Annotated in this window: 14 protein-coding genes; 7 read left to right on the top strand and 7 right to left on the bottom strand. The window is 44.1% G+C overall.

Annotation, left to right across the window (positions count from 1 at the left end):
* Positions 1 to 2 precede the first annotated feature (2 nt).
* Complete coding sequence (gene rpoC / locus RDQ32_RS03480; RefSeq protein WP_308579129.1) at positions 3 to 3,704, top strand: DNA-directed RNA polymerase subunit beta'; 3,702 nt, start codon at positions 3 to 5, stop codon at positions 3,702 to 3,704.
* Between the two features lie 455 nt (positions 3,705 to 4,159).
* Positions 4,160 to 5,260, top strand: coding sequence for a DUF4349 domain-containing protein (locus tag RDQ32_RS03475; RefSeq protein ID WP_308579128.1), 1,101 nt, complete (start codon positions 4,160 to 4,162; stop codon positions 5,258 to 5,260).
* Between the two features lie 72 nt (positions 5,261 to 5,332).
* Here RDQ32_RS03475 and csrA read toward each other — a convergent pair whose 3' ends face one another.
* The 7 genes from csrA to RDQ32_RS03440 all read right to left on the bottom strand — a co-directional run bounded on the left by csrA (position 5,333) and on the right by RDQ32_RS03440 (position 11,251).
* On the bottom strand, positions 5,333 to 5,581 hold the full coding sequence (gene csrA, locus RDQ32_RS03470) for a carbon storage regulator CsrA (RefSeq protein WP_007157574.1): 249 nt from the start codon (positions 5,579 to 5,581) through the stop codon (positions 5,333 to 5,335).
* A 54-nt stretch (positions 5,582 to 5,635) separates the two neighbouring features.
* A complete protein-coding gene (gene fliW, locus RDQ32_RS03465) occupies positions 5,636 to 6,100 on the bottom strand; it encodes a flagellar assembly protein FliW (RefSeq protein WP_040649253.1) in 465 nt (154 codons plus the stop codon).
* 126 nt (positions 6,101 to 6,226) lie between these two features.
* Positions 6,227 to 6,802 carry a hypothetical protein gene (locus RDQ32_RS03460; protein ID WP_007157572.1) on the bottom strand — a complete coding sequence of 192 codons (576 nt, stop codon included), beginning with the start codon at positions 6,800 to 6,802 and terminating at the stop codon, positions 6,227 to 6,229.
* Positions 6,803 to 6,887: 85 nt separating this feature from the next.
* Entirely contained in the window at positions 6,888 to 8,117 is a 1,230-nt protein-coding gene (locus RDQ32_RS03455; protein WP_007157571.1) for a hypothetical protein, read from the bottom strand.
* 489 nt (positions 8,118 to 8,606) lie between these two features.
* Positions 8,607 to 10,391, bottom strand: a complete 1,785-nt coding sequence (locus RDQ32_RS03450; protein ID WP_183683737.1) for a flagellar hook-associated protein FlgK — start codon at positions 10,389 to 10,391, stop codon at positions 8,607 to 8,609.
* Positions 10,392 to 10,489: 98 nt separating this feature from the next.
* Complete coding sequence (locus RDQ32_RS03445; protein WP_040649250.1) at positions 10,490 to 10,924, bottom strand: flagellar protein FlgN; 435 nt, start codon at positions 10,922 to 10,924, stop codon at positions 10,490 to 10,492.
* Between the two features lie 15 nt (positions 10,925 to 10,939).
* Complete coding sequence (locus tag RDQ32_RS03440; RefSeq protein ID WP_007157568.1) at positions 10,940 to 11,251, bottom strand: flagellar biosynthesis anti-sigma factor FlgM; 312 nt, start codon at positions 11,249 to 11,251, stop codon at positions 10,940 to 10,942.
* Positions 11,252 to 11,465: 214 nt separating this feature from the next.
* Here RDQ32_RS03440 and RDQ32_RS03435 point away from each other — a divergent pair, with 214 nt between their 5' ends.
* The 5 genes from RDQ32_RS03435 (at position 11,466) to RDQ32_RS03415 (ending at position 18,223) form a co-directional block, all read left to right on the top strand.
* The gene (locus RDQ32_RS03435; RefSeq protein WP_308579127.1) at positions 11,466 to 12,869 is read left to right on the top strand and encodes a hypothetical protein; all 1,404 of its coding nucleotides are present in this window, start codon (positions 11,466 to 11,468) and stop codon (positions 12,867 to 12,869) included.
* 152 nt (positions 12,870 to 13,021) lie between these two features.
* A complete protein-coding gene (locus RDQ32_RS03430; protein ID WP_007157565.1) occupies positions 13,022 to 13,357 on the top strand; it encodes an EscU/YscU/HrcU family type III secretion system export apparatus switch protein in 336 nt (111 codons plus the stop codon).
* 21 nt (positions 13,358 to 13,378) lie between these two features.
* Positions 13,379 to 14,785, top strand: coding sequence for an N-acetylmuramoyl-L-alanine amidase family protein (locus RDQ32_RS03425; protein WP_308579126.1), 1,407 nt, complete (start codon positions 13,379 to 13,381; stop codon positions 14,783 to 14,785).
* A gap of 319 nt (positions 14,786 to 15,104) precedes the next feature.
* Positions 15,105 to 16,451, top strand: a complete 1,347-nt coding sequence (locus RDQ32_RS03420) for an N-acetylmuramoyl-L-alanine amidase family protein (RefSeq protein ID WP_308579125.1) — start codon at positions 15,105 to 15,107, stop codon at positions 16,449 to 16,451.
* 884 nt (positions 16,452 to 17,335) lie between these two features.
* Positions 17,336 to 18,223 carry a lytic transglycosylase domain-containing protein gene (locus tag RDQ32_RS03415; protein WP_308579124.1) on the top strand — a complete coding sequence of 296 codons (888 nt, stop codon included), beginning with the start codon at positions 17,336 to 17,338 and terminating at the stop codon, positions 18,221 to 18,223.
* The last annotated feature ends 23 nt before the right edge of the window (positions 18,224 to 18,246 follow it).

The following is an 18,246-nucleotide window of genomic DNA, read 5'->3' as shown; positions in this document are numbered from 1 at the left end:
AAATGGCAAACTTTCAAAGTGGAAATGAGCCGGTACAATTTGATTCCATAAAAATTGGTTTGGCTTCCCCGGAAAAAATTCTGGACTGGTCCTATGGAGAAGTAAAGAAGCCGGAAACCATTAACTATAGAACCCTGAAGCCGGAGAAGGACGGATTATTCTGCGAAAGAATTTTCGGACCGGTGAAGGACTGGGAATGTCACTGTGGAAAATATAAGAAGATTCGCTACAAGGGTGTGATTTGTGATCGTTGTGGTGTAGAGGTTACCAAGTCTTCTGTACGTAGAGAGCGTATGGGGCATATTGCCCTAGCGGCTCCCGTATCCCACATTTGGTACTTCAAGGGAATTCCTTCCCGTATGGGATTGATTCTGGATATCAGTCCCAGAATTTTGGAAAGAGTTCTGTATTTTGCCTCCTACGTAGTTCTGGATCCCATGGAAACCGGATTAAACTATAAGGATGTGCTTTCCGAGAAGGAATACAGAGATGCCGTAGAGCAGTACGGTTACGGCAACTTCAGAGTAGGAATGGGTGCGGAAGCGGTATATGAGCTGCTTTCCAACATTGATTTGGAGAAGGAGTATACGGATCTTCGTGGAGAGCTGGACAGCTCCTCCGGACAGAAGAGAGCCCGTATCGTAAAGCGTTTGGAAGTGGTGGAAGCTTTCCGTTCCTCCGGAAATAAGCCGGAGTGGATGATTCTTTCCAACCTTCCTGTAATTCCTCCCGATTTACGTCCTATGGTACAGCTGGATGGCGGACGTTTTGCTACCTCCGACTTAAATGACCTGTATCGTAGAATTATCAATAGAAATAACCGTCTGGCAAGACTCTTGGAGCTCGGAGCACCGGAAATTATCGTGCGTAACGAGAAGAGAATGTTGCAGGAGGCGGTGGATGCCCTGATCGATAACGGTAGAAGAGGACGTCCTGTAACCGGTCCCGGAAACCGTGCTTTAAAATCCCTTTCCGATATGTTAAAGGGTAAGCAGGGACGTTTCCGTCAGAACCTTTTAGGAAAGCGTGTGGACTACTCCGGACGTTCCGTAATCGTAGTAGGACCGGAATTAAAGATTTATCAGTGCGGTGTGCCTAAGGAGATGGCTATCGAGCTCTTTAAGCCCTTCGTTATGAAGGAGCTGGTAAAGAGCAACAAGTCTCATAACATTAAGAATGCCAAGAAGATGGTGGAAAGACTGGATCCATTGGTTTGGGATATCTTGGAAGATGTTATTAAAGAGCACCCGGTTATGTTAAACCGTGCCCCTACCCTGCACCGTTTGGGAATTCAGGCCTTCGAGCCGATTCTGGTAGAAGGTAAGGCAATTAAGCTTCACCCGCTGGTTTGTGCGGCCTTCAACGCGGACTTCGATGGAGACCAGATGGCAATCCACCTTCCTTTAACACAGGAAGCACAGGCGGAGTGTCGTTTTATGTTACTTTCTCCCAACAACCTTTTAAAGCCTTCTGACGGTGGTGTGGTTGCGGTACCTTCTCAGGATATGGTACTGGGTGTGTATTATTTAACCCAGGAAAGAGAAGGAGACAAGGGAGAGGGAATGCTCTTCAAGTCTATCAATGAAGCTATTTTGGCTTATGAGAACCACTATGTAACCCTTCATGCGAAGATCCGTTGCAAGGTAAAGAAGGAATTCTTACAGGAAGACGGCAGCAAGAAGGAAGAAGAAGGTATTATCGAGACCACTGTAGGAAGACTTCTCTTCAATGAGATTATTCCGCAGGATTTAGGATTTATTGACCGTTCTTTACCTGAGAATCGTTTCCTTCCGGAAATCAATTTCCTGGTAAAGAAGAAGAACCTAAAGCAGATTCTGGAAAAGGTAATGGATGTGCATGGGGCTATGCAGACCGCTTTAACCTTGGATGATATTAAGTCCATCGGTTATAAGTTCTCTACAAGAGCAGCCATGACCGTATCCATCCACGATATGACCGTTCCGGAGACTAAGGAAACGCTCCTGGAAGAGGCACAGAAGACTGTGGACAGGATTGCCAAGAACTTCCGCAGAGGTTTGATTACTGAAGAAGAGCGTTACAAGGAAGTGATCGAGACCTGGAAGAACACCGATGAACAGCTTACCCATGACCTCTTAACAGGACTGGATAACTATAACAACATCTTCATGATGGCGGACTCCGGAGCCCGTGGATCCGATAAGCAGATTAAGCAGCTTGCCGGAATGCGTGGACTCATGGCAGATACAACCGGTAAGACTATCGAACTTCCCATTAAGTCCAACTTCCGTGAAGGTCTGGATGTATTGGAGTACTTTATCTCCGCCCACGGAGCACGTAAGGGACTTTCCGATACCGCTCTTCGTACAGCGGACTCCGGATACTTAACAAGACGTTTGGTAGACGTATCTCAGGATTTGATTATCCGTGACCTGGATTGCTCCGAGGGAAGAGAGACTATTCCTTCCTTAGAAATCACAGAGCTTTCCGACGGACAGGAAAAGATTGAGTCCTTACAGGAGAGAATCACCGGTCGTTATGTAGCGGAGGATATCATTGATCCGGAAACCGGAAATATGGTTATCAAGGCGAACCACATGGTAACACCGAAGAGAGCGCCACAGGTTATGGATGCTTTAAACAAGATGGGCAGAAAGTCCATTCGAATCCGTACCGTATTGACCTGTCGTTCCAAGTCCGGTATCTGTGCAAAGTGTTACGGAGCAAACCTGGCAACAGGAAAGCCGGTTGAAGTGGGAGAGGCAGTAGGAACCATCGCTGCTCAGTCCATCGGAGAACCGGGAACACAGCTGACCATGAGAACCTTCCATACCGGAGGTGTGGCAGGTGGAGATATCACCCAAGGTCTTCCCCGTGTAGAGGAGTTATTCGAGGCCAGAAAGCCGAAGGGACTCGCAATTCTTACGGAGATTCCGGGTGTTGTGGAAATTCGTGACACCAAGAAGAAGAGAGAGGTTATCGTAACCGACAACGAAAAGGCTCAGTCCAAGACTTACCTGATTCCTTACGGATCTCGTTTAAAGGTTACAGATGGACAGGTTCTGGAAGCCGGAGATGTATTAACCGAAGGTTCCATCAATCCTCATGATCTTCTTAAGATTAAGGGCGTTAAGGCTGTACAGGAATACATGATTTCCGAAGTGCAGAGAGTATACCGTTTACAGGGTGTAGAAATCAACGATAAGCATATCGAGATGATTGTGCACCAGATGATGAAGAAAGAGCGTGTCAATGAAGCAGGAGATTCCCGCTTTATCCCGGGAACCACTGTGGATCGTTTAGACTTCGAAGATGAAAATGAGAGACTCATTGCAGAAGGAAAGGTGCCTGCAGAAGGAAAGAGAACCATGTTGGGAATTACCAAGGCTTCCTTGGCTACCGATTCCTTCATGTCTGCAGCATCCTTCCAGGAGACCACCAAGGTTCTTACTGAAGCGGCTATCAACGGTAAGATTGACCACCTCATCGGTTTGAAGGAAAACGTTATTATCGGTAAGCTAATTCCTGCAGGTACAGGAATGCGTCGATATAGAAACGTTAAACTTTCTACAGATAAGGAAGAAGTGGTAGATACTTCCGACGTGCTTAGCAACGAGGTAAATGAACCTTTAAGCACAGAAGAGATTTTTGATGCGGATCCCAAGGGATTATCCGGATTATCCGCAGCCCTAAGAGCAATTAAAGAGGGCGAAAACGAGTTATAATATTAGCTTTAAAAGAGGCTATATAAAATCAAAATAGTTTTTTTACGCAATATAGGTCTGAAGCCGGGGCACGCTCCCGCTAGCTTCGCCACGAAGCGGATACTAAGCGAAAAACTGCGTTTCTCTTGTTTTTCGCAAGTACCGTCGGGCTCAGACTACCCCATTTTCAGACCTATATTGCTAAAAATTTTCTTTTTAATTTTGATTTATATAACCTCTTTTTTTTTTGAAAATTTGAAGCACTTTCATACAGCATAGGTCTGAAAGGCTAAGAAATATTTTCAATAAAAATAAGAGAATATGTGACCAATTCCTTCCTTTTACCGTTTATAAGGTAGAGAGAAGAATATTGCAGTACTTTCTGGTCAACGAGATACCGCATATTACGCCGGTGATACTCGTTAAGAAGGAAAAGACTGACCTGCAACATCAGGGCATAAGCCAAGGAGGAAATTATGAAAAAAAGGAAGGAAAAGAGAAAAATATCTGTTTTGGCAATAGGATATTGTGCCGCCATTTTATCCGCAGGAGTATTGACAGCTTGTAGCGGAGCAAGAAAAGACACAAGATATAGAGAGGATAACTCTATTAAGAGTGCGGTATATGGGGATGCAGAGGCAGAAAGATCTGATGAAGCAGCTTTTGCAGGAGCACAGGTGGCAAAATCCAATGCCGGAAAGGATTCTGTAGTTACTAAGGAAAATGAAGTTCCCGGAGCCTCTCAGGGAGAAGCCGCTGAGGAGACCGTTCCGGAAGTAAGCAATCCTGATTCCAATACTCCCGATGTTGGGGAGGACTCCAATGTTCAGATTTCGGAAAAAAAGATTCGTACCGTGAATATGGAAATCGATACAAAGGATATTCCGGAAAAAGCAAAGGCGCTTCGAGAAAAAGTGAAAGCAATGTCCGGCTATGTGGAATCAGAGGATTTTCAGGATGACGACAGCTATAGCGACTTTAGAAGAATGTATTTTACCATTCGTATTCCAAAGGATAAGATGGATGAATTCCTTAGCTTCGTGGAAGGAGAGGGACAAATTAAGTCTCGCAACGAGAATCTGGAAGATGTTCGTTTACAGTACCATGATGCCCAGGCTCATAAGAACTCTTTAGAAAAGGAGCAGGAGAGGGTTCTGGCTTTGATGGACAAGGCGGAAAATCTGGATCAGCTTCTGATTTTGGAAAATCGTTTAACTGAGATACGCTATCAGTTGGAGAATTACGGAAGCCAAATTCTGGAATATGACAACAGGATTAACTTTGCCACCTTAAACCTGACTTTGACGGAAAAGTCAAAGCCGGAGGCAAGAGAGCAGAAGGAGGAAGGCTTTAAGGATAGATTGAAGACGGGATTTAAAGAAAATCTCTACGGTATCAAATGGTTCTTTGAAGCTCTTCTTTTACTGATCCTTGTGTACAGTCCTCAGATTATAGGAATTGCAGCTATCGCCTTACTCTTGATTTTTCTCCATAAAAGAGAGCAGAAAGCCAGGGAAAAGAAGGCAAAAGCCATGGAACAGGAATCATTAAAGGAGCAGGATAAAAACATAAAGTAGCATATAGAGAGAAATATATAGTAAAACATAAAACAAAAGTCCCCGGAGAATTTTCCGGGGACTTTCTTATGATCATTCTGGTTTGCTTACGGCAAGATTTTTTAATAAACCGTTTTGTAACTGGAAGATTGCATTGGAATCGCCTGCAACAGCAGAGCGGTTAGCTTCTTCCGCATGGGATAACTCCTCCCGTAAGATGGAGATATGTTTTGGAGCATCAATGGCAATACGAACGCCGTCAGCGGCAGTTTCAATTACCGTAAGACGAATATTATCGCCGATTAAAATGCTTTCATTCTTTTTTCTTCTTAAAATTAACATGGTTTTCCTTCACCTCTTTCTTCCACATCCCTGTGGAAACTCCTCCGGGCTATCTTATACGGCAGCCTTCTGCTTTGCCTGTACAGATTCAAAGCTGCCCAGAGTGTGCTTGTATTCGTATCCGCTTGCTTCAAGTATTACTTGCATGCCCTTATGATTCTCTGGATTAATCACCAAAGGACACTTCAAATTTACGGTGTTGTCCAGGTAGTCTGCCTGTAAAACGCAGGTCACATAGTAGCTTAATTCTTCCGCATCCTTAACCCCTAAGTAAGTAAGCTCTTCCTCGGTAAGGTTTGGAGCATAGTCAGGATCCAATGAGAATGGATTGATGACAACAAAAGCCACTTCGGGATTCTCTACTCCCTGTAAAAGAAGAATGGTAGAATCTTCCTCTTCGTTTAAACATAAGGGAAGATAGTGCTGCACCTCTGAAAAGCCGAAAAGCCCATCAGGGAAATGAAACAAATCCTTCTCCTCATAATCGATAACGCCATAGTCCTTGGTATGTAATTGCATAATTTCCTCCATAGAATAATAATGATCATGTTTGTAATTTTTTGGAGATTTCCCTCCCTCCTTTCGGAGAGAGGGCCGGCTGTTATCCTATGCCACCTGCCAAAAGCAAGGGACTTCTGTAAGATTTCAGCTTTCTAAATCTATGGATCCGCCCATATCGGGTTTTTTCGGAAAATAGATAAAATCTCCGGTATACTCGAATTTAATGTCCGGCATTTGGGTTACGATGGTCATATCCATCGCGGGAAGAAAAGATAAATCTCCCTTGTGTACCCGCATTTCAAAGGCTCCCCGATCCTGAAGATAGCCGGCTGTTTTTTCTTGTCTCATAGCTCTCTGAGATTCTAAAATCTCCAGTGTTTCTGCAGCTGCTCTTTGTTTATTGCCTTGGATATAGAGATTTGGGGATTGGGTATCAGCTCCTGTAAGGGGTAAGGAATCTGTGCCCGTCTCCGTTCTTTTGGCAGAGACAGCCTGCATGGCGGAGTAGTAAGCCAAATGGTTTTCTACTCTTTGGTATTGCCGGTTTACCTTATACTGCAAAGCAGCATCCTGTTTTCCGACTTTTTGTGCTTCAATGGTACTTAGACGAAGCGCTCTCCCTCGTGCTTGGTCAATTTGATCGGAAGGGACCAGCTTTCCACCACTGCTTAGGTGAATCGCTTTAAAGTCAGTCGTACTTACTTTGATGAGTTGTCCCATACTCGCCTCCCTGTTTCCAACCTGCTATAGAAACTATAGCAATCGCCTTGCCTTGGTCAGGTTAATGGAGAGATGACCTGTTCTTTTATCTACCAACGAAATCAAATAAAGAAGACTGCATGATGTTGGAACCAACCTTCATTGCGGCATTGTAGCTGTATTGGTAGGAATACATCTTCACCACTGCATCATAGGGGTCCACACCCAGCTTAGAGGTATATTCCTCCTGGAGAGTATCCATCGTAATATCTAACTTACTCTGGGTAGTTTCCAGTGCGGCATACTTAATACCCAATTCTCTGTAGCTGTCGCTGACTCTTGCCTCCGCATCATCATTTTGGTTGATGAAGTCGGACATATCTTTATGAAAACGGGATTTCGCTGTAGACACATTTGTATTTGTTTTTAAGGCTTCCCTATACTGGTGGGAAGTTAAAATTGCCTTAGACATTAAGGCTACCGGGCTGTTTGCCAAGGAATCTTCCTCAGCTACAACAGGACCTCCGTTAGAGGCACCCTTGATTCTCTGGATGGCATCTGCATCACTCAGGCCTCTCAGAGTATCGGAGGAAAGTCCGGTGATCATGTTTAATCCGCCGGTATAGGTGTCTAAAAGAGTACTTCTGTCTCTTAAAGAACCGTAGCCGGTACTCATTTTTCCCTGCTCTCTCATAGCGGAAAGAATCATCTTCAAGCTATCATTTTCATTGAGGGCATTCCCGTCCGCATCGGTACCGGAGAACTCATTCTTGTAGTTTGTTCCGTCATAGCTGTACTTAATGTTCAGCTCTGTGGCTTTGCTGTCTCCCGGGAATTTGTGGGTATAGGTCAGGGTAATACTTGGGTTGGTACCGTTTAAATCCTCCTTTAAGGAGAAGGGAACGGTGGTCATATCGTTTCCGCCATAGACATAGAAGTTGTCATACTGGGAATTCAAGGTGTTTACTACGGAATGAAGACGCTGGGTAAACTCTGTTTCATAGGTTCCCACAGTTCCTTCATTAGCATTCTGGCTATCGTTAGAGATAGCGAGCACCTTGGTATTAACGGCACGCATATCTTCCTGAATGCTTAATGCACCTTTTTCCTGCTGGTACAAACGATTCTTTACGTCGTCGATTATGCCTTTCTTTGACTCGGCATCCATGTACTGATTGTCCATTCGCTTTCCGGCATAGTAAGCAATGGGGTTCTCATCGGCTGCCTTGTATTTTCTTCCGGTGGAAACCTGCTCCATAGACTCGTTTAACTTGCCATGAAGATTTCCGACGGACTTTGCATAATCCTGATAATAGGTTCTTGCTGTTACTCTCATGATTTACTCCATTCTTTCCGGATATTTATCCTTTGCTTCTTGCATGTTACCGGGCATCCTTTCCCTGATGAAAGAAGAGCCGTTTTAGCTCTTTTTTCATTACTGTATATATCGAGCTATTTTTCTTAAACTATAAGTATTTTTCAGAAAAACTCTTAAAAATACAGGAGGAATGGCTACCGCATTTTTAAGAAAATGAAGGGGACTGTAAAAAGTTAGACAGTACAATGATTCTATGCAATATAGGTCTAAATTGGGTCACTTCACTCTAAGCTCGCCCTCCGAAGGGAGGGACTGTTGTAATAATACTGCTTCATTCGCTTCGTCTTATTAATTTCTACAGTCCTTCCCTTCGCTGACGTTCAGTAAGTACCGGCGGGCTCAGGCTACCCCTGTTTTAGACCTATATTGCTTAGAATCCATATATTCATTTTTTTATAGTTCCTTTGACATAAAAATACGGGAGCCATTTATAGCTCCCGTATTTTCTTATCGTCCGATAGCCAATAAGGTTTCTAAGGTATCATTCAATGTGGTCATCAGTCTTGCCGCTGCATTGTAGGAAGAGGAGTAGGTCATCATGTTTGCCGCCTCTTCGTCCAAGCTGACTCCGGAAAGCTGATCTCTGGAATTGTTGATTCCCTCTAATACCGCCTTGTTGATTTCCTGTGCATTTTTATTGGCATAGGAATCGGTGGCTAAAGTAGTGGATACATTGTTCATGTAATCCGCATAGTTGGTTTTGGTGTTGTTCATCTTCATCATAGGAGAAGTCATCTGCTCCAGCATTTCCAAAACCGTATCGGTGGTATCTCCTCGATTGGTAGCAGAAGCACCGTTTCTAAAACCGTTGGTTCCGATATGGGTGGTTCCGTTTACCCAGCCTCTGGAAATTCCGATATTGGCTGCGGTAACATTGCTGGGATCGTTTCCACCGGCATTATCCTTGTTAATCATTAAGACATAGTTGGGATTGGTTACTCCGGCATAGTTGGTGTTACCTTTTTTATTCACCTCGTTCATGTTCTTGGTAAAGGTCTCTGCCAAAAGGTCCAGTTTTCCCATATAGAAATCATAGCTGTAGGAATTCATTTCATTGCTGGCCTTTAAGTCTGCCAGGTTAATGGTTCCTCCGCCTCGTACCAAAGCACGCACATCGGAGGTGGAAAGCATATCCAGGCTGGCCTGTACGGATCCGGAGGAGAAACGAACATCCTTGGTATCTGTAGTAAAGCTATCCGCTGCCGCACCTCTCTTTTGGAAACCGGTAAACTTCAACTTGGTATTAAGAGGTGCATCAATGCTTCCTGCTGCAAGCTCTACCTTACCTACGTTGTTGTGTTTTCCGCTGGCATCCTGCAGGTCTGCATCAATAGCACCGTTTACCAGAGTGATTTTCTTTACTTCCGCTCCGTTTCCGGCACTGCTGTCTCGGTAAACCAGGTTTACTCTTACATCCTCAGGCCAGTCGGAACGTCCCTTTACGTTTCCTGCAGAATCGTAGTTATAGATACGATAACGGGTGGTGGGAGGGGTGGGAGAGCTGTATTCCTCGGAGAAATGTTCCACTTCGATAGGAACATACTTGGAAAGCTCGTCCAGCTTTAAGTTTCTCTGATCCTGTAACTCTAGCGCAGGGTTTCCTAAAAGCTGATTCTTTTTGATTCGATTGTTTAAGTCTCCGATATCGCTAACCAAAGAGTTAATCTTTTGGACTGCGCCGTTTTCGGAGGTGTTGGTTCCGTCAATCTTATGGAACTCATTCTTTTCTGCCTGGTGAATACTCTCCGCAGCAGAGTTCATCAGTGTAGTCATAGCCTGCACTCTGGACATTAACTCACCCTCATAAACAGGGTCCTGCACCTTGGAAGGATCCTGCATATTGGTTAAGGAACGCTGAATGTCGTCAAAGGAAGAACGGATTCCGTTTACCTTGGTCTCATCCAAAAACAGAGAAAGAGACTTCAAGGATTCTCCGATAGACTCGTTATAAGAGGATTTTCCGTTTTGGGTACGGTATTGTCCGTCCAAAAACTGATCTCTTAACTGGCGTACTTCATCCATGGCCACACCGAAGCCTACATTTACATCATTGGAATTCATGTAAAAGGAGGTTGGGTTTTCATAGTTAATAGAGGAGGTCTTTAGCTCTTGACGAGTATAGCCCTCAGTATTCATATTGGCTAAGTTATGCCCAACTACATCTAATTTTTTCTGATTCATCCGCAGTGCGGAAAGGGCTGTATCAAAGCCGGAAAAGGTTGCTCTTACCATAGTGTCCTCCTAAAAAAGGTTATTAAAATTTAAGACTTCTAAAAATAGGCGAAAAAAAATACGCCTTAAGGTTCATTTCCCTCCGGAAGAGAAGAGTCTTACACCCTTCTATCCCGGAAAGATACTTCAGGCTGTCCCTGAAGCTGCTGGGAAATGTCGCTGATGCGAACCTGTAATATTCTATCGGCGTTTTCTCTGGAATGTATAAAGCGTCTCAGATTATTCTGAAGATCTGCAATTGGATTCTCCCAATCCTCCCGCAATTCTTCCGGAATCCCGGTGAGAAATTCCGTCATGGAACGAGGGGCAAATCCACATTCTTTCTGTAACTTTACTCTTTTTTGCTCTAGGCCTCGAAAACGAAGCAGAGTGGGTTGTGCTTCACTGACCAGTCGGGTTAACTCCTCCAAATCATTTTTAGATGCGGAGACAGTTAAGGAATCCTCCAAGTCACATAAAGCAGAAACAAGAGAGGAAAGCTCCGAAAATACGGGCAGGAGCTGTTCCCACTTTTCTCTGTTGGAAATATTCATCATTCTTCCTCTGTATTAATCTTTATATCCTAACATCTTCTCAGCGATACGCTGTGCATTAGGACGATAGGTTCCTGCCTGAACTTGCTGATGAAGTTCTGCTACTCTTTTGTCAGAGGCACTTACGCGAAGAGAGTCGTTGGTAGCTTTAGACAAAGCTGCTGCAAAGCTTCTGTCGTCTACAACGTTTCCCTTAGAAAGGGACAATCTGTCTACATCCGCTTTCTGTGTAGCTTCTACCTGGTCTACCGGCTTCTGTGGTAGTGCTGCCTGACGAGTTTGATAATCTACTCGAGTGTTAAAATCAGGTCTGATAGAAAAGTTCATTTTTTGTCCTCCTGGGTTTTCCCGTTAAATGGCTCCAAGTTTCTTCCTTGCATATCAGAAACTCTTGGGGTATACTTCCCTTCACAAGAAAAATTTTATGAATGAAACCCCTTCTTCCTCTACTATATCGGCGAGTTTTTTGTCGATATAAGGAATAGTCCATTAAAATTGCAATTTTTTTGAAATCATTTTATTTTACATCCAAGGAGGGAAAATGGCAAACATTTTACAGGTAAGTTCTTCCCCGATTACCCCGGATCCATCGATTAATCAGAGAATATCACAAGATCCTTCTATAAAGAATCCGGTTTCCCCGGGTACGGTGAATCGTGCAGACGGTCAGAATACCGGACAAACCGGCACCGCTACCGGAGAGGGAAGCTTTTCCGGCGTAGATTTTGAAGGGAACTATGCCGCCTTTTTAAAGGAGCTTTCTCAAACGGCAAATCTTCCTAAAGCATTGGAGACTGTGCTTTTTGGTGACGGAGCTCTGGCGCTTTCCCAGGAAAAGGGCGAAATCGGTCAGGTAATGGAGGAGCTTTTCTCTTCTATGGAGATGGAAAGCCCTGAGGATTTGAAAGCATTTTTACAGGATCAGCAGAAGGCTCAAATCAAATTCTCCGGAAATCTCTTTAATAATTTAAGAGGAATGTTAAGCAGCAATATTTCTCCTTCCTTAAAGAATGCGATTTTGAATTTCGGAAAGACCTATAACGACTTCGCGTCTTCCGGACATTTTCTTCAGCAGATGGAGACCATTGCGGGAGATATAGATAAGATGCTTCTTCCTTCTTTCCAGGGAGAGTTTGAAGATTTGCTTTCTCAACTTAATTTTCAGGCAGAGCCGGGAAAGACGGAGGAGAATACTTCCTTAATTAATAATCAGATTATTCCGTTTATGTCCAACTACATTTCCAGAACCCATGATTACGGGGCGGTCAGAAATGCGGTGGTGATGTTTATTTTGTATGCGGTAAAGTATGAAAACGGCTCTGAGGAACTTTTGGGTAAGCAAAAGGATGCTTTGATGAATAATCCTGACTTCCGTCTTCTGTTTAAGGGAAATCCGGAGGAGGCATTTAAGGAGCTCTTAGATCAGGTAAAGGGGCAGGAAGAGAATGCCTTCCCCAAGCTGTTTACGGACTTTTTGAAGGCCGGTGCGGAGGGAAAGGCGGGAACGGAAAATATTTCCCACTTCCAGGAGGTTTTGCACGGCTTATTGGTCAATGAAAGTGTATATATGCCCCTACAGCATTTGGTGATGCCTTTCCGTTACGATGACAAGGATGTGATGAGCGAGATGTGGGTGGAGCAGGAAGCAAAGGACGGTGCCGGCGGAAAGCTGACCAAGATGCTTTTGAAGTTCAACATTCAAAGCCTGGGTAATTTTGAAATCATTTCCGGTATTTCCGATATGCGAGTGGATTTACAGCTCTTTATGCCGGAGGAGCTTATGGATAAGCAGAAGGATGTGGAGGACGTGCTTTCCCATATTTTAAGAAGAAACGGACTTTCCGTAGCGAATCTGGGGGTATATCAAAAGACCAGAGACTTCCGAATTCAGGAAGTTTTCCCAGAGATTAAGGAAGCGGAGAAGGGCTTAAACGTAAGGATTTAAGGCAAAGTAGAGTAAACTTCAAGGAAGGATTATCGAGCCTTTTTTGTTATGAGCCGTAAATTTAAGTGTAAGGATTTTGTTAAGGAAAGGTCCTTTTCAAGGATGAAAAAACTGTCGATAGAATACTATCTTCAGGAAATAAAGGAGAGAAAGTGGCAGACTTTAGTAAGATAATGGAGAAAAAGGCGGCAGCCTTAAAGTATGATAATGAGAAAAACGGCGCCCCTATGATTGTGGCGGCCGGTATGGGCCACATGGCGGAAAAAATCACGGAAACCGCAATGAAGTCAGGCGTCCCCGTCTATGAGGACGACAGTTTGGCTTCTCTTCTTACCCAAATGAAACTGGGGGCAGAAATTCCTGAGGAATTGTTTCAGGCGATAGTGGAGATCTATATCTATTTCCTCGGCTTTACCGGGGATCCGGAGAAGGATCGGGCAGAACGGGAACGAAGAAGGGAAGAACGAAAAAACAATCTCTCTTCTTAGTTTCTAAGAAGAGGAGTAATCATGAAGGATAAATTTTTGCATTTTTTGGAAAAAGGGATAGCTCTCGCAGGACTATGCCTTTTTTTCTTGTATTTTAGTGGCGTGGTGAGCTTTGCCGCCTCTAAACCGATTAACAGTATTCATATTCAGATTTACTCAAAGCTTGAGTCCGGAGACAGTCCCGGAGAAATTTTAATCGAAAAGGCTGAAATTCAAAAGCATGAGGTAACCGTAAGGGGAAAGAGTTCTCTTTTTACAATTACCGCCGCAGAATGGGGAGGACAGAATAAGTCCAACGTAAAGGTGGGAGAGGAATTGGAATTGCTTCTTACCCTAAGCCCTACCGATGTGACCGATAATTATTTTCTGGCTTCTTATCGTGCTAGCTCCTTTCATATTACGGGGGGATATTATGTTTCCGCGAAAAGAGAGGGCGATGATCTGGTTTTGACTTTGAAAATGAAGGCCGTGGAAGGAGCCTATGACGCCCCGGTTTCCGTGGACTGGAATGAGAAAAGTCTGGGATCCGTTCGCTGGCAGCCGGGAGAAGTGGATTCCGGCGTTTATTCGGTTCAACTTTTTCGAGACGGCAGCAGAATTCACGAAATAGAAAAGCTTTCCGGAAATCAGTATAATTTTTATCCCTATATGACCAAGGCCGGACGCTACATGGTGAAGGTAAAAACCTTGGTGAAGGATGCCAAGGAAAGAAAATATGCCAGAGGCAGCGGCTATACCGAATCCTCCGATTTGAAAATTCGAGACAGGGATGTTTCGGACGGTAAAGGAAAAGAAGGAGAGAAGGTTCAAGCGGGGACGGAGAAAAAAATCGGTTGGGAGGAAACGGACGGAAGCTATATTTTCCGCCTGCCCAGCGGAGAGCTCTATAAGGGCTGGGGGAAAATTGACGGATACTGGTACTATTTCCAGCCGGACGGCAAGATGGTGAAGGGCTGGCAGAAAATCCAGGACAAATGGTATTTCTTCCAGGAAAGCGGAGCCATGGCTGTGGGCTGGGTGAAGGATCAGGATCAGTGGTATTATCTGATTCCGGAGACGGAGGCCGCCAACGGTCAAGTGGCAGGAGAATTATTTGCCGGAGACTGGAGAGTCATCCAGGGCAGATATTATTATTTTGAAGCCGACGGAAAGATGCACACCGGATGGCTGTTCTGGCAGGGAAGATGGTATTACTGCAATGAACTGGACAACAGTTTGTTGGGCGTGATGTTTACCGGCTTCTTGACCAGAAACGAAAAGACCTATTATTTAAACAGCAATGGAGCCATGGAAACCGGTTGGCAGAAAATCGACGGAGATTGGCGCTATTTCCAGGAGGAGAGCGGAGAAATGCTGAAAAATACCTCTGTAGGCGGTTTTCCTTTAAATGGGGACGGCATTTTCCTGCAGGGAGAATTTGGAAGATAAAGGGATATTTTGCCAAATCATTTTTTAGCTCATATCATTATTTTAGCTCATATCATTTTTATGCTCCAATCAAAGGTTTTTGGAAAAGCGTATTTTGCAAAAAATGCATTTTTTGACGGATAATTAAGAAAATAGAATTGAGTATTTTGCGAAAAAGAAGTATTATGATAGTTAGAAAAAAGTTTTTTCAAGATTAGTGAAGAAATTTCAAGAATCATTGTACTTATTGAAATTTCATATTTATAAAATTTAAGAAAAAACCGATAAATACAATGGAGAAAATGGAGAAGATTGGAGAAGAAAGCTTAAGGAGATAGTGATGAAGAAGAAGGATCTGATCAATTTTGAAGGAAAATGGAAGGGAAAAGAAAAAGATTCTAACGGCTTTGGGGGTAGAGAAATGCAATTTCTGGAGCTGGCGGAACGACTTATTCTCTTTTTATTACTCCTGTGGCTCTTCTTAATTCCATTTGAGAATAGGGCCAGAGCGGCGGATTCCACCGTGGTGGAATCGGTCAGCATTGACTTCCAGAGTCAGTACGGAGATGCGGAGGAAATTATTCCTCCGGAGATCAAGGTGCTGGAGAATTATGTGGAAATTCGTTCCATCCAATATAGAAAAAATTTTGAATCCTGGGTACCGGCTCAGAAGGTAAGAGTGGAAGTGCTTTTGGGAACCAAGGACAACAAGGTATTTGCTGCAAATTTCAATAAGAGCAAAGTCAATGTTTCCGGTGCCAACTTTGTGGAGGCCAGCCCCAGAGGCTCGGAGCTTTTGCTGAAGCTGGATTATATACCCCGAATGGTTTTGGGAAGAACCTCCCGCGCCGGTTGGAACAAAGCCCATACCATGGCGATTTGGAAAAAAGTAAGCTATGCCCCTGCCTATACGGTGGTATTGTATGGGGACGATAAGAAGATTACCGAATTTACCAACGTAAAGACCACATTTTTGGATTTGTCCAAGGCAATGTCGGATTTACGAAAGACCTATTATTATGAGGTTAAGGCAACTCCTTCCACCGATGAGGAAAAGCAGTATATGAAGGATGGAGAGTTTGTCACCGCTTCCACAGAGGAATTGCAGGAACCGGAGGGGAGCAACCCGGTGAGCGCTTCGGAAAATGAGAAAAGCATCGCTGATGCTTTGTTGGAAGGAAACGGCGTAGCCCCCAATTCCTGGCGTTATGTAGGAAGACATTGGTACTTTATCGATGAAAACGGAAAAGTAAAAAAAGGCTGGCTGGAGCGTAACGGTGCATGGTTCTTTATGGATCAGCAGGGCGTTATGCAAACCGGAATCACCAAAACCGGCGAGGACAAATATGCCTTTTTCAAGGAAGACGGTACTATGGCGGCAAACACTTGGCTACAGGTGGATCCGGAAACCTGGTATCTCTTCGGAACAGACGGCTATATGATTTTCGGCTGGTGGCAAAACAGCCGTGGCCAGTGGTACTATATGAATAAGGATTTGCAGGGAAAAATGCAGATCGGCTGGCTGTTAAAGGATCAGGAATGGTACTACATGGATAAGACCGGTGCTATGCAAACCGGCTTCCAGGTCATTAATGGAAAGAAATATTACTTTGACGGGCAGGGAAAAATGCTGAAGAACACCACTGTAGAAGGCGTGGTATTGGGAGCAGACGGCGCTGCCGCATAAAAGGCTTGCAGGAATTGCAAGTTCAAAAAAGCAAGGGCGAAAGCCCTTGCTTTTTCAATGGAAAAGAAGCTTTAAAAAATCAAAAAAATTTTCTAAGCAATACAGGTCTGAAAATTGCCTTGTTTTGATTTTTTACAGCTCTTTTTTTATTGAAAAATCTTTAGGCTTTGGGGAAAGGAGAAATTCTTGCAAAAAGGTTTAGGGAAACCGGCAAGGGGAAGGACGACTTCTTTTCTTACCGGCATACCGACATACCGTAAAGCAAGAGCAGTACTCCTTTTAAAGGAATGTGTGACGTAGATGCTTGTAAGCAAAGCCATTTAATCGTTCTTTCTTGGGGGTATACCGATATGCAGTAACGCAGGAGCAGTACTCCTTTAAAGGGATGTGTGACGTAGATGCTTGTAAGCAAAGCCATTTAATCGCTCTTTCTTGGGGGCATACCGATATGCAGTAACGCAGGAGACGTACTCCTTTTAGAGCTAATGGGAGGAGTTGCAACATGTTTTTTAGGAGTGTCAGTATACAGTAACGCAGGAGAAGTACTCCTTTAAAGGCAATGTGAGGCCGTCGGTACTTGCACTAAGTGCTTTTCTTAGTGCTTAGTACCGCTACGAGCCGAGCTTAGCGAGAGCGTGCCTGGAAAGGAGTACTCCTCTCTGCGTTACGTATATCCCTCCTTCCTGAAAAGGAGTGCTCCTCTCTGCGTTACGTACATCCCTCCTTCCTGAAAAGGAGTCCTACTCCTGCTTTACGTTACATTAATTCCTTGTAAAGATTTATAAAACCCTCCCATCTTGCCGATAAAAGAAAAGATAGTGCAAATAGAACTGGAACAAATGACGTTTCACCATATATTTTACAGGAAAAGGGTAAAGATTTAGATGGCAAATGGAATTTCAATCTTAAATGGCATTCAGAATCAGAATGCTGTGCAGGCGCAGTCTGCACTGAATACAAAAACACAGGGTACCACAGGAACTTCTTTCGCCTCCGTAATGCAAAATGTGCAGAAGCAAAAGTCCGTGCCTGCAGGTGCGGCTAAATATGATGCCATTTTTGAAGAAGCCAGCAGAACCTACGGGGTATCCAAATCTCTTTTGATTGCGGTTGCCAAGGCGGAGTCAAACTTTAATCCTAACGATGTTTCTCATGCAGGCGCTTCAGGAATTATGCAGCTCATGCCGGGCACGGCCAAGAGTCTGGGAGTAAAGAATGTTTTTGATCCCTATGAAAATATTATGGGAGGAGCGAAGCTGTTACGGGATAATATCAAAAGCTTCGGTTCCGTACCTTTAGCTTTGGCTGCCTACAATGCAGGCCCCGGCGCGGTGAAAAAATACAATGGAGTGCCTCCCTATAAAGAGACTCAGAACTATGTAAAGAAAATCATGGCTGATTTGGGGGATTCCGCGTACAATGTAAAAAGCAATTATTTCGGACAGGGCAGCAGCACAAGCAGCTACGGAAACTCTTCAAGCAGTGTTTCTGCTAACAGTTTGCTGTCTACAGAGGGCTTGGGAGCTTTAACCGGTTCTTCCAACAATCTTTTTTCCGGCCTGGGATTATCCGGAGGTCAAAATGTTCTTTTCTCCGGAGTGCTTCAGTCTATTCTTAGCAATGCGCTTTTGAATTCCGGCCGAGAAGCGGCAGCGGGAGACGGAGCGGACAATGGTACGGTAACACTGGATAAAAAGAGCTTTCAAAGCTTAGTTTCTCTATTACAAATGCAGATGATGATGCCATCCCGTATCGGGGAAATTTCGGATTGATCAAATGCTGTTCATTTAAGGGA

The sequence above is a fragment of the uncultured Oribacterium sp. genome (assembly GCF_902481605.1).
Classification (GTDB): Bacteria; Bacillota; Clostridia; order Lachnospirales; family Lachnospiraceae; genus Oribacterium; species Oribacterium sinus.
This window is presented reverse-complemented; position numbering and strand designations above follow the sequence as displayed.